The organism is Actinomycetospora straminea, from assembly GCF_028737255.1.
GTDB classification, from domain to species: domain Bacteria; phylum Actinomycetota; class Actinomycetes; order Mycobacteriales; family Pseudonocardiaceae; genus Actinomycetospora; species Actinomycetospora straminea.
The window spans coordinates 48,166-60,681 of the sequence record NZ_JAQZAN010000005.1 but is presented as its reverse complement, the minus strand read 5'-3'; the positions used below and the strand labels follow the sequence as shown (position 1 = coordinate 60,681).

The following is a 12,516-nucleotide window of genomic DNA, read 5'->3' as shown; positions in this document are numbered from 1 at the left end:
GTTCACCACCATGACGGCGGTGGACTGGCGGACCTGGGTGCCCGAGCGGCTCGCGTACCCGGAGGTGCCCGTCGGGGCGCTGCTCGACGGCGCCGCACGGCGCTTCGGCGAGCGCACGGCGTTCCGCCACCACGACCGGGAGATCGGCTTCGCCGGGCTGTGGCGGGCGGCCTGCGGCCTGGCGCACGAGCTGCAGGCGCGCGGGGTCGTCCCCGGCGACGTCGTCGGCGTGCACCTGCCCAACGTGCTGTCGTTCCCGATCGCCTACTACGGGATCCTCATGGCCGGGGCGACGTTCACGCCGGTCAGCCCGCAGCTGCCGCCGGAGGGCGTGGCGGGCCAGCTCGCCGACGCCCGCGCGGTGGCGATGATCGGCCTGCAGGACACCGGGTCGGGCGTGCCGCTGATCCCGACGGACGGCGTCACCGTCGCCGACGGCGCCGAGGCCGACCACCCGCCGGTCGTCGACCTCGACCCGACCGTCGCGCGGGCGCACCTCGCCTACACCGGCGGCACCACCGGGAGCCCCAAGGGCGTCGTCCTCACGCACACCAACGTCGTCACCAACGTGCTGCAGTACGCGTGCCACGGCAGCGGGTCGCGGCCCGTGCCGGGCGTCGGCGGGGACGTCGGCCTCGAGCAGCTCGGCCCGGCGCACGAGTGGCCGGTGCGCCTGGGCGAGGGCTCGGGCATCGCCGTCGCGCCGTGGTTCCACGCGATGGGGACGATCGGCGGGATCGGGGTCGCCGTCGTGTCCGGCTCGACGAGCATCGTGCACGAGCGCTTCGACCCGGTCCGCCTGCTCACCGACGTCGAGACCCACCGCGTCACGACCATCTCCGGGGCGCCGCCGCTGTTCCACGCGCTGCTCGCGCACCCCGAGGCGGCCGGCCGCGACCTCACCTCGGTGCGCACCGTGACCTCGGGCGCCGCCCCGATGCCGCTCGCGCTCGCCCGGCGCATCGCCGCGCGGATGCCCGAGGCGGTCATCGTCGAGGGCTACGGCCTGACCGAGGCGACGATGGGCCTCACGATGGGCGCCACCGCGCGCTCGGCGCACCGCCGCATCGGCACGGTCGGCGTCCCCGTGCCCGACACCGAGATCCGGGTGGGCCCGTCGCCGTCGGAGCCGGTCGCCGCCGGCGAGGCGGGCGAGGTGTGGGCGCGCGGGCCGCAGGTGATGGTCGGCTACCTCGACCGGCCCGAGGCCACGGCGGAGACGCTGGTCGACGGGTGGCTGCGCACCGGCGACATCGGCGTGGTCGGCGAGGACGGCCAGCTCGAGATCGTCGACCGCGCCAAGGACATGCTGCTCTACAAGGGCTACAACGTGTACCCGCGCGAGCTCGAGGAGCTGCTCGTCGCGCGCCCCGAGGTCGCGTCGGCCGCGGTCGTCGGGCGGCCGGACGTCGCCGTCGGGGAGGAGCCGGTCGCGGTGCTCGTGCTCGCGCCCGGGCACGAGGCCTCCGCGGAGCTGGCGGCGGGCATCGTCGCGGCCCTCGACGAGCAGGTGGCGCCCTACAAGCGGCTGCGCGCGGTGCACGTCGCCGACGCCCTGCCGGTGTCCGCGGCGGGCAAGGTGCTCAAGCGCGAACTGCGCGATCAGGTCCGCGACGCGGGCCCGCTCGGAGCACCCGTCTGGCGTCGTGAGCAGGGCTAGAGTGACGTCATGGCCCGGATCCGCATCGTGCGCGCCGCCGACGGACGGCAGTGGATGGTGCGCCAGAAGCTCGAGTGGATCGACCCCGCCACGGGAGAGGACTTCGAGCACGACATGCAGGGTGGCCGGCTCGCGGCCATCGGCATCGTCTCGATCATGGGTCTGCTCTGGGTCGCGCTCCTGGCCTGGTGGTTCACGGGCAGCCAGGGCGTCGTCGTGCCGGTCTGGGTCTGGCTGATCCTGCTCGCGATCGCGCTGTTCTTCCCGACCCGCTGGGTGCTGCGCCGCCCGCGCACCCTCGTCGCCGAGACGCCCGGGGGCAGCGACGGCTCGGCGCCCGAGCGCTGGGTGGGGTGGGTGCGGGGCACCTCGGCGGCGCGCGAGGAGATGATGCAGACCGTCCGCAGCCTCGAGACGCGCGCGACGCCCGCCTACGCCGACAGCCCGCTCCAGCCGGTGAGCTGATGCCCGAGCTGCCCGAGGTCGAGGCCCTCGCCGAGCACCTGCGCACCCACGCGCTGGCCCGGCCGGTGGCGCGGGTCGACCTCGCGAGCATGACGGTGCTCAAGACGTTCGACCCTCCGCTCTCGGCGCTCACCGGCCGCCTGGTCACGGGCGCGGCGCGGCACGGGAAGTTCCTCGACGTCGAGCTCGACGGGCTCCACCTCGTCGTGCACCTGTCGCGGGCCGGCTGGCTGCGCTGGCACGACCAGGCGTCGACGACGCCGCCGAAGCCCGGCAAGGGGCCGCTCGAGCTGCGCGTGCACCTCGAGACCGTCGGCGGACCCGGGTTCGACCTCACCGAGGCCGGCACCCAGAAGCGGCTCGCGGTCTACCTGGTCGAGGACCCGCAGCAGGTGCCGGGCATCGCGAAGCTCGGGCCGGACGCGCTGACGCTCGGGCGCGCGGAGTTCGGCGAGCTGCTCGCCGGGCGCACCGAGCGGCTCAAGACGCTGATCGTCGACCAGCAGGTGCTCGCGGGCATCGGCAACGCCTACTCCGACGAGATCCTGCACGTCGCGAAGCTGTCGCCGTTCGCCGCGGCGGGCAAGCTCGACGTCGAGGCGGTCGACCGCCTGCACCAGGCGATGATCGGCGTGCTGTCCGAGGCCGTGGACCGCGCGGTGGGCCAGGACGCCGCCCGGCTCAAGGGCGAGAAGCGCTCGGGGATGCGGGTGCACGCGCGCACCGGCCTGCCGTGCCCGGTCTGCGGGGACACGGTCCGCGAGGTGTCGTACGCCGAACGGTCGTTCCAGTACTGCCCCACGTGCCAGACACAGGGTCGCGCGTTGGCGGACCGTCGGCTGTCGCGTCTGGTCAAATAGCTGTCGTGTTCAGCTGGCTGACCGATCCGCGCGTGCTCGCCGCCGTCGGCGTGGCGATCGCGCTGGTGGTCGCCGTCCTGGTCTACCGGCGGGTGAAGCGGCGCAACGAGTTCGCGTCGCCGCTCGAGCGCGCGACGTTCTCGACGCTGCACACGGTCTCGCTGGCCGCGCCCGCGCTGCGCGAGGGGCTCTCGGAGGGGTCGGCGCAGTTCGCGGTGCCCTACCTGCGCACGCTGCTCGACACCGAGGCGCTGTCGATGACCGGGTCGGACTGCGTGCCGCTGGCCTGGGACGGCGAGGCCGAGCACCACAGCCTCGACGTGCGCCAGTACGCCGAGAAGGTCATGCGCACCGGTCGCCAGCAGGTGGCCAGCCGCAAGGACATCGAGTGCGGCTCGCAGGACTGCCCGGTGCGCGGCATCGTCGTCGTCCCGCTCGAGGTCGACGGCAACGTCGCGGGCACCCTGGCCGCGGTCAGCGCCGACACCCCCGGGCCGGTGCTGCTGCGCGCGTCGGCCGAGGTGGCGCGCTACGTCTCCAGCCAGCTCGAGCTCGCCGACCTCGACGAGTCGCGCGCCCGGCTCAACCGTGCCGAGGTCCGGGCGCTGCGCGCGCAGATCTCGCCGCACTTCATCTACAACGCGCTCAACACCGTCGCCTCGTTCATCCGCACCGACCCGGAGCGGGCGCGCGAGCTGCTGATGGAGTTCGCCGACTTCACCCGCTACTCGTTCCGGCAGGCCGGCGAGTACACGACGCTGGCCGACGAGCTCAAGAACATCGACCGCTACCTGGCCCTCGAGCACGCCCGCTTCGGCGCGCGGCTGACGGTGAAGGTGCAGGTCGCGCCCGAGGTGCTCTCGGTGGTCCTGCCGTTCCTCGCGCTGCAGCCGCTGGTGGAGAACGCGGTGCGCCACGGCCTGTCGGGCAAGCCGGGCGGGGGCACGGTGACGCTGACGGCCGAGGACTCCGGGGCCGAGTGCACGATCATCGTCGAGGACGACGGCGTCGGCATGGACCCGAAGGCGCTCAAGGAGGAGAACCGCGACGCCCACCTCTCGGGCGCGCACGTCGGCCTCGGCAACGTCGACGACCGGATGCGCTCGGCGTTCGGACCCGACTACGGGCTGATCGTGGAGACCGAGCGCGGCGCCGGCACCAAGATCATCCTGCGCGTGCCCAAGTTCCGGGCCGGCGTCCGCGTCTAACCGGAGCTGCGCGTCCTGGAGCCGCGCGTCCTTGGGGCAGCGAGGGACGCCCTGGCTGCGTGGGAGGCAGCGAGGGACGCCTTCGCTGCGCAGCTGTTCGCGCGTCGGCTCGCGCGGCTCGGGGAGCGAGGGACGCCCTGGCTGCGTGGGAGGCAGCGAGGGACGCCTTCGCTGCGACGTGGTCGGGTGCCGGCTCCGTGTTCGCGCCCGGCTGATCACCGGGCCGCCGGGTCCGGCGCGTCGCCGTTAGCGTGGGTGACATGAGCTCGCGTCTCGGATCTGCCCTGTCGTCCGTCCTGCCCGGCCCCCTCGCGGCGGCCACGGGCCAGCGCACGGTGAGCGTCGTCCGGCTCCAGGGCGTGATCGCCGCGAACAGCGCGCCGGTGCCCCGGGCGGTCATCAACATCACCGCGGTGGAGGACGCCCTGCGCCGCGCCTTCACCGCCGACCGGGTGCAGGCCGTCGCCCTGATGATCAACTCGCCGGGCGGTTCGGCGACGCAGTCCGCCCTGGTCGCCGACCGCATCCGCGGCCTCGCCCAGGAGCACGAGGTCCCGGTGCTGGCGTTCTGCGAGGACGTCGCCGCGTCCGGCGGGTACTGGCTGGCCTGCGCCGCCGACGAGATCTACGCGCACCCCACCTCGCTCGTCGGCTCGATCGGCGTCGTCTCGGGCGGGTTCGGGCTCACGGGGCTCATCGAGCGCTACGGCATCGAGCGCCGCCTGCACACGGCCGGGCAGAACAAGGCCCGCCTCGACCCGTTCCAGCCCGAGAAGGCCGAGGACGTGGAGTGGCTGCTCGGGATGCAGGGCGAGCTGCACGAGATGTTCATCGAGTGGGTCCGTGCGCGGCGCGGGGACGCGCTGCAGGAGACCGGGGACCTGTTCACCGGCGAGGTGTGGACCGGCAGGCGTGCGCGGGAGCTGGGCCTGATCGACGAGCTCGGCACGGCGCGCGAGGTCCTCGGCCGCCGCTTCCCGGACGCCGAGCCGATCACCGTCGAGCCGCGCCGCCCGCTGCTCGCGCGCCTCGGGCTGGGCGGGGTGCTCGCGCCGCTGGCGCCGCTAGCGGGCGCCGGCGTCGACCCCGTCGGCTCCGCGCTCGAGTGGGTCGAGCACCGGGCCCTGTGGAGCCGCTTCGGGCTGTAGCGGGGCGCCCCGCGTCCCGCATTCGTTACCCACCGTCGCCCGGTCGGACCTAGGCTCCCGGGGTCAGGGCGCGGCGGGGGTCGGCCGTCGGGGCGGACCCGTGCGGGAGGTGGTGGACCGTGCCGGTCCCCGACGTCCCGTGGGGTGGGCGCGACACGTCCGTCCTGAGCCACGAGCTCATCCACCGATGGGTCAACGACGGCGCCGACCCCGCAGCGATCGACTCGGCCCGCCAGCGCCACGCTGCGCGCGGCGACGAGCTCCGGGCCGTCGCCCAGCGTCTCGAGCGCGCCCACGTGCAGCTGGGGGCCTCGTGGCGGGGTCGTGACGCCGACGCGGCCACCGCGCACGTGCGGACCCTCGTGGCGCGCATGAGCCGCCTCGGCGACGCCGTGACGGGCCAGGCCGGCAGCCTGCAGGGGGTCCGCGACGCGCTGGCCCGCGTCCAGTCGCTGGTCGGGCCGCCACGCGCGCCCGCGCTGCCCGTCCTCGGCCGCGCACCGGCCGCCCCGGGCCTCGCCGGCGCGCTGGCGGCCGGGGGGCCCGCCGACGGTTTCGGGGCCTTCCAGGCCGCGCAGGCGGAGGAGCGCGCGGCCCAGGGCGCCTACCGGGCCTACCTCGAGCAGACCGGCCTCGCCGCGCGCGGGGCCCCGTCCGCGGTCGACCGGCTCGCCGGGCGGTCCCCGGTCGGCGTCGCGCCCGAGGTCGGCGGCACGGCGCGGGGCACCCTGGCCTCGCCGGCGGGCCCCGGGGCGGGCGGCGGGGCCACGGCGCGGGGGAGCGTCCTCGCGCGGGCGGCGGGTCCGGCGCGAGCGCCCGGGGTGCCGGGAGTCGGCGGTGCGCCGGTCGGCGGTGCTCCCGGGGGTGGGGTGGCCGGTGGTCGGGTCGCGGCGCCGCCGGGTGGCGTGGCGGCGGGTGCTCCGCCCGGCGCGGGTCGCGCGGAGCCGGCCCGGCCCGGGGCGGTCGGGCGACTCGTGACGCGGCTGCTGGGGGGCACGCCGCCGGTCGTCGGCGAGGCCCCGGGGCGCGCGTCGGCCCCCGGTGTGGGGCCCGGTGCCGGGTCCGGTGGGGCGAGCGCTGCCGGTCCCGGGGTCCGGGCCGGCGGTGCCGTGCCGCCCGGCGGCGCCACCGGACGAGGGTCGGGGACGCCCGTCGCGCCGACGCCCGCCGACCGCCTCGCGGGCGGTGCCGGCCCGGGCCGCGGGGGCGCGCCCGATCGGCGGCCGGACGAGCGGCGGGCCCCCGGCGCCGGTCGCGGCGGGGCCGGCGGTGTGCCCGGCGCCGGGGGGTCGGGTGCGGGCGCCACCGGTGGCGGGTCGGTCGGGGCGGGCGGGTCCAGCGGGCCCGGGGCGGGCTCGGCCGGCGCCTGGCCCGAGAGCGCCTCGCCCGCGGGCAGCGGTTCGTCGCCGGGCAGCGGTTCGTCCCCGGGCTCGTCGTCGCCGGGCCCGTCGTCCGGCGGACCGGGCTGGCCGGGGCCCTCGGCGTCCCCGTCCACGGGCTCGTCGCCGGCCGCTGGACCGTCGGGCTGGCCCGCGCCCGACAGCCCCGCCCGGACGGTCTCGCCGGGTCCCGCGACCACCTCCGGACCCGCGGGCACGTCCCCCGCGCTCGGCGCGGGCGCGGCGGTGGGTGCCTCCGGCGCCGGGCCCCCGGACACCGGCTGGACCGCTTCCGGGAGCCCGCCGACGGCCTCGTCCGGGCCCGCCGGCCCGGGCGCACCCGGTGTCCCGTTCGTCCCGCCCGTGGGTGGCGCCGCGGGGGCGGGTGGGCCCACGGGCGCGCCCGGGGTCCGCCACCCCGAGTACCTCGTCGACGCCGACCCGTGGCGCGACCCGACCGACCACCCCGACGAGCGCCGCCTGGTGACCCCACCCGTGATCGGGGAGCAGGACGACCGGTGACCGGCGTCGTGCTCGACCGTCACGAGCTGCTCTGGGTGCTCGAGCAGTGCGGGGCCGGGTGGCCCTACCCGCTGCGCCCGGTGCACTGGTCCGCGGAGACCGACGAGGAGGTCCGCCGCCACCGCGCCGCCACCGAACAGGCGCTCCGGGCCCGCGGCCTGCTCGAGCCCGCCCCGGCGCGGCTGCTCCTCGACGCCGGGCAGGCCGTCGCGGGGTGGGCGGTGGCCGTCGACCTGGTCCGTCGGGACGCCGGCGCACCCCTCGCCGCCGTGGCGCTGACCGACGGCCGCACCGCGGCGCTGCTCGACTCGACCGAGCACGCCGCCGCGCCCGTCCGCGTCTCGCCCTGCCCGCCCGACGCGCTCGTCGAGGCGCTGTTCGCGCTGGTCCCGCCCGTGCCGCCGGGCGAGGGTCCGCCCGTGCCGGTGCCCGCCGGCACCACGCCCGCCGACCTGCCGACGACCCGGCACACCGCCCGGTCCCGCGACGTCGCCGAGGACCTCCTCGCCACCGTCACCGCGATCACCCAGGTCGGGGTGGCCGACCGGCGCGACGGCGTGCCCCGCCGCGTCGCCCCGCCCCTGTGCTGGCTGGACGGCCCGCGCGGCCGGCACGTCCTGCGCGCGCCCGCGGCCCGTCCGCCCCTGCTGGTTCCCGCAACCGGCGGACAACTGCTCACGGACGTCCGTACCGTGCTGACCGACGCGGCCGTGCCGCGCCCGTCCGGAAGGAGCACCGCATGAGCGCGCCGGAGCCGCCGAGGGAGGCAGCGGGCTCGGCCGGTGGCGAGGCCGCCATGAGCCCGGACGAGGCGCGCGCGTTCGCCGGGAAGGTCGACGCGCTCGAGCAGGGCGTGACGGAGGCGCAGGCGGCGCTCGACGGTCTCGGCGCGGAGTCGCTGGCGGTCGGGTCGGGCGAGGACAACGCGGCGATCGCGGCCTGGTACCGCGAGCTCGTGATGTCGGACACGGTGCCGGCAGCGAGGGCGCTCGCCGCGGAGCTCGCCGAGCTGCGCCAGGCCGTGCGCGACAGCGCCGCGGTGTGGGAGCAGGCGGACGCCGACGCGGCCGCCTCGGTGCGTCTGGAGCCCGGGCAGGACTGAGGCGGGACCCGTGACGTCGATCGGGTGGCCCAACGGCGTCCCCCCGAACGGGTGGTCCGTGCTCGCCACGCCCCCATCGGGCGACGGCACGCCGGGCGCGGACGACGGGGCACGGCAGGGTGGCGAGCCGATCGGGTCCTATCGTGGACGTGCGAACCTCGGCTGGGCAGGATGGCGTGGCAGTGAACACGAACGAGAACGACGGACTCGTAGTACTCGCCGTCGACGACGAAGAACCGGCGCTCATGGAGCTCGCCTACCTGCTCGAGCAGGACCAGCGGGTGGGCACCGTGCTGCGTGCCTCCGACTCGATCTCGGCCCTGCGGATCCTCACCGGCGGTGACCGGGTGGACCTCGGCGGCTTCTCGGGCGGCACCCCGCCCGCGGGTCTACCGGCGCCCGCGAAGCAGTCCGACGTGGACGTCCTGTTCCTGGACATCCGCATGCCCGGGCTCGACGGCCTCGAGCTGGCGAACGTCCTGTCGCGGTACGTCATCCCGCCGTCGGTCGTCTTCGTGACCGCGCACGACGACCGCGCGGTCGAGGCGTTCGACGTCGGCGCGGTCGACTACCTGCTCAAGCCGCTGCGCCCCGAGCGCCTCTACGCGTCCCTGTCGCGGATCCTGTCCTCGCGCGGCACCACGGTGCCCGTCGAGCCCGCCGCCGACGAGGAGGGCGACGACGAGGTGATCCCGGTCGAGCTCGCCGGCACCACGAAGCTGGTGCAGCGCTCGACGGTGCGGTGGGTCGAGGCGCAGGGCGACTACGCGCGCCTGCACACCACCGAGGGCAGCCACCTCGTGCGCATCCCGCTCTCGGTGCTCGAGGAGCGCTGGTCGGACGCCGGGTTCGTGCGGATCCACCGCTCGTACCTCGTCGCGCTGCCGCTCATCACCGAGCTGCGCCTCGCCGGCTCCGGGTACGTCGTGCGGCTGGGCAGCGGCGGCGACGTCGCCGAGCTGCCCGTCAGCCGCCGGCACACCCGGGAGCTCAAGGACCGTCTCGTCCGCTCGACGAAGCAGGCCTGGGGCCGACGATGACCTCCCCCGGCGGTCCGGTGCGGGCCTCGGGGCCCGTTCCGGACACCGCCGGGAGGGACGGGGCCGACGGGCCCGCACGGGGCTCGACCCTCGCGGCCACGGCCGGCTCGACGGACGGCGCCCCCGGCGGGACCGCGGCCGGCAACGGTCCCGCCGACCCCGCTGCGCCGGCGACCGCGGGTGAGGGCGAGGTTCTGCGCCCGGTGCCCGAGCAGGAGGCCGACAGCGACGATCCGGACGCCGGGTCCGCCGACGGCGCCGCGGTGGGCGCCGGGACGGCGCACGCCGACGACCGGACGGCGGAGACGTCCGAGGGGTGGTCGGGCGAGGGCCCCGACACCGGCACCGTGCGCCGGTCCCGCCCGTCGCGCGCCCCCCGCACCCACGGGGTGCCGACCCCGCCCAGCCCGATGAACGCCACCACGGGACCGACGACGGGTCCCCCGGGCCCCACCGGACGTGCCCCCGTCGCCGTGCCCGACCCGCCGCGGCGTCCCGTGCCCCCGACGTTCGCCTCGCCCGGCCAGCCCCCGCCCGGCGTGGCCCGCCGCCACGGCCGGCACGCCCGTCCGGAGCAGCCCGGCACGGTGCACACCCCGCCGAGCGGCTACCGCCCCCGCCACGCGGCCCCCGACGCCGAGACCGAGCAGTTCGCGGCGACGCCGATGACCGGGCCGGGCGGCGTCGGACCGGTGCCGCTCGCCGCCCCCGCGGGCGCGCCGTCCGACGGGGTCGCCGCCGTGGGCGGCCGGGCGGTCGACGGCCCCCCGGTCGACGGGACCGCCGTCACCGCCGACACGCCGCTGGCCTCCGCGCCCGGCGGGACCCTCCTGCACACCGGCCCCGGCGTCGTCGTCCCGGCGATGGGCGACGGCACGGACACCGGGTCGGAGCGCGTGCGGGTCGTGCTCGCCGAGCGCCGGGTGCCGACGCGGGCGGTCCGCACCGTCGCCGAGATCGAGCAGCAGACCGAGACCGGCGAGCTGCTGCTGCGCAACCTCCTGCGCGCGCAGCTCGCGCTCGGGATGCGGCTCGGGCTGGTCGCGGTGTTCGTGCTGGGCGCGCTGCCGGTGCTGTTCCTCGTGCTGCCGCGGTTCGGGTCGTTCGAGGTCGCGGGCGTGACGTTGCCCTGGCTGGTCCTGGGCCTCGCGCCCTACCCGTTCATGCTGGCCCTGGCCTGGCTCTACGTCCGCACCGCCGAGCGCAACGAGCTCGACTTCGCCGACAACGTCGAGGACTGAGCACGTGGACCTCGCGGGCATCGTCGCGCTCGTCGCCGTCGCCGTGGTCGGCGTCGTCACCATCGTCATCGGCTCGCTGGGCGTACGGGTCGCGCGCACCACCGACGACTTCCTCGCCGCCTCGCGCACCGTCGGCACCCGCGCCAACGCCGCCGCGATCTCCGGGCAGTACCTCTCCGCGGCGTCGTTCCTCGGCGTCGCGGGCATCGTGCTCAAGGACGGCGTCGACGGGCTCTGGTACCCGGTCGGCTTCACCGCCGGCTACCTCGCGCTGCTGTTCTTCGTCGCCGCGCCGCTGCGCCGTTCCGGGGCCTACACGGTGCCCGACTTCGCCGAGGTGCGGCTCGACTCGTCGCTCCTGCGCACGGTGACGACCTGGTTCGTCGTGCTCATCGGCTGGCTCTACCTGCTCCCGCAGCTCCAGGCCGCGGGCCTCGCGCTCACCGTCATCACGACGTGGCCGACGTGGGTCGGGGTGGTGGGCGTCGGGCTCGTCGTCACGGCCAGCGTGACCTTCGGCGGCATGCGCTCGATGACCTTCGTCCAGGCGTTCCAGTACTGGCTCAAGCTCACCGCCCTGGCCGTGCCCGTGCTCGTGCTCGTCGGGGTGTTCACGTTCGGGCCGGAGCGCGGGGACGCGCCCCCGCCGCCCGCGTTCACCGAGGCCACGACGGTGGAGGTCAGCACCCCGGTCACGCTGCAGGTCGCGACGCCGGTGGAGATCGGGGTCCGCGGGGAGGTCGACGGCGCGACGGTCAACGGGCCGGTGTCCTGGGCGCCCGGCCTGCACACCGTCGACGCCGGCACCGAGCTGCGCTTCCCGGCGGGCTCGCCCGTGCCCGTCGTCGAGGACGCGGATCCGGACGGCGCGGCGTGGTCGTCGCCGCTGACCGGGTTCGACGAGGACGGGCACTCGCTGCTCGCGACCTACTCGCTGATCGTGGCCCTGCTGCTCGGCACGATGGGCCTGCCGCACGTGCTCGTGCGCTTCTACACCAACCCCGACGGCCGGGCGGCCCGGCGCACGACCGTGGTCGTGCTCGCCATGCTCGGGGGCTTCTACCTGCTCCCGGTGGTGCTGGGCGTGCTCTCGCGGCTCTACGTGCCGCAGCTGCTGGTGACCGGGCAGACCGACGCGGCGGTGCTGCTGCTGCCCACCGCGGCGCTCCCGGGGTGGGCAGGCATCGCCCTGGCGGCACTCGTCGCGGCCGGGGCCTTCGCGGCGTTCCTGTCGACGTCGTCGGGCCTGTTGCTCTCCGTCGCCGGCGTGCTGTCCACGGACCTGCTGCCCCGCCGACTGGGGGACTTCCGCATCGCCGCCCACGTGGGCGGCGTGGTGCCGATCGTCGCGGCGCTGGGCGCGACCCGCCTCGACTTCTCCCTCACGGTGTCCCTGGCGTTCGCGCTCGCCGCCTCCACCTTCTGCCCGCTGCTGGTGCTCGGCATCTGGTGGAAGGGCCTGACCGACCGCGGCGCCGTGGTCGGGATGCTCGTGGGCGGCGGGGTCGCGGTCGCCGCGGTCGGGTCGACCCTCGCGGGCGTCGCCCCCGAGGGCTGGGCGGGGGTGCTGCTCGCTCGCCCCGCCCTCGTCACGGTGCCGCTGACGTTCCTCGTCATGGTGGTCGTCAGCCGGTCGACGCCGCACCGCGTCCCCGCCAACGTGGGGCGCACGCTGCTGCGCCTGCACGCCCCGGAGCGCCTCGGCCTCGGCGACGCCCGGCGTGGCGCGCGGCCGACGGCCTGATCCACACCTCGAGATCCCGTAACCTGCCCGCCACGCTGTGTGAGTGCAGGCCACGCGCCGTGACTTCCGAAACGATTCGGACGAACGGGAGGATCGGGATGGGTGCACTTCCGGGCCGGCCGAGTGAGGTCGCTGTGTGTAGTCACA

Annotated in this window: 11 protein-coding genes; all 11 read left to right on the top strand. The window is 76.6% G+C overall.

Annotation, left to right across the window (positions count from 1 at the left end; genetic code table 11):
- The first annotated feature begins 10 nt into the window (after nt 1-10).
- The 11 genes from PH190_RS09260 (at nt 11) to PH190_RS09210 (ending at nt 12,369) form a co-directional block, all read left to right on the top strand.
- Nucleotides 11-1,660 carry a class I adenylate-forming enzyme family protein gene (locus tag PH190_RS09260; protein WP_274231212.1) on the top strand — a complete coding sequence of 550 codons (1,650 nt, stop codon included), beginning with the start codon at nt 11-13 and terminating at the stop codon, nt 1,658-1,660.
- Nucleotides 1,661-1,669: 9 nt separating this feature from the next.
- Nucleotides 1,670-2,125 carry a hypothetical protein gene (locus tag PH190_RS09255; protein WP_274231211.1) on the top strand — a complete coding sequence of 152 codons (456 nt, stop codon included), beginning with the start codon at nt 1,670-1,672 and terminating at the stop codon, nt 2,123-2,125.
- On the top strand, nt 2,125-2,985 hold the full coding sequence (locus PH190_RS09250; RefSeq protein WP_274231210.1) for an Fpg/Nei family DNA glycosylase: 861 nt from the start codon (nt 2,125-2,127) through the stop codon (nt 2,983-2,985). The genes PH190_RS09255 and PH190_RS09250 overlap by 1 nt, the downstream gene beginning before the upstream one ends.
- Nucleotides 2,986-2,990: 5 nt before the next feature.
- The gene (locus PH190_RS09245) at nt 2,991-4,193 is read left to right on the top strand and encodes a histidine kinase (RefSeq protein WP_274231209.1); all 1,203 of its coding nucleotides are present in this window, start codon (nt 2,991-2,993) and stop codon (nt 4,191-4,193) included.
- A 260-nt stretch (nt 4,194-4,453) separates the two neighbouring features.
- Nucleotides 4,454-5,341 carry a S49 family peptidase gene (locus PH190_RS09240; RefSeq protein WP_274231208.1) on the top strand — a complete coding sequence of 296 codons (888 nt, stop codon included), beginning with the start codon at nt 4,454-4,456 and terminating at the stop codon, nt 5,339-5,341.
- 119 nt (nt 5,342-5,460) lie between these two features.
- Nucleotides 5,461-7,242 (top strand): WXG100 family type VII secretion target, encoded by a 1,782-nt coding sequence (locus PH190_RS09235; RefSeq protein ID WP_274231207.1) that lies wholly within the window; start codon nt 5,461-5,463, stop codon nt 7,240-7,242.
- Entirely contained in the window at nt 7,239-7,985 is a 747-nt protein-coding gene (locus PH190_RS09230) for an ESX secretion-associated protein EspG (RefSeq protein WP_274231206.1), read from the top strand. The genes PH190_RS09235 and PH190_RS09230 overlap by 4 nt, the downstream gene beginning before the upstream one ends.
- On the top strand, nt 7,982-8,344 hold the full coding sequence (locus PH190_RS09225; protein WP_274231205.1) for a hypothetical protein: 363 nt from the start codon (nt 7,982-7,984) through the stop codon (nt 8,342-8,344). Before PH190_RS09230 ends, PH190_RS09225 begins: the two co-directional genes overlap by 4 nt.
- A gap of 182 nt (nt 8,345-8,526) precedes the next feature.
- Nucleotides 8,527-9,384 (top strand): LytR/AlgR family response regulator transcription factor, encoded by an 858-nt coding sequence (locus tag PH190_RS09220; protein ID WP_274201091.1) that lies wholly within the window; start codon nt 8,527-8,529, stop codon nt 9,382-9,384.
- Between the two features lie 203 nt (nt 9,385-9,587).
- Complete coding sequence (locus PH190_RS09215) at nt 9,588-10,625, top strand: DUF485 domain-containing protein (RefSeq protein ID WP_274231204.1); 1,038 nt, start codon at nt 9,588-9,590, stop codon at nt 10,623-10,625.
- A gap of 4 nt (nt 10,626-10,629) precedes the next feature.
- Entirely contained in the window at nt 10,630-12,369 is a 1,740-nt protein-coding gene (locus PH190_RS09210; RefSeq protein ID WP_274231203.1) for a sodium/solute symporter, read from the top strand.
- Nucleotides 12,370-12,516: the final 147 nt, after the last annotated feature.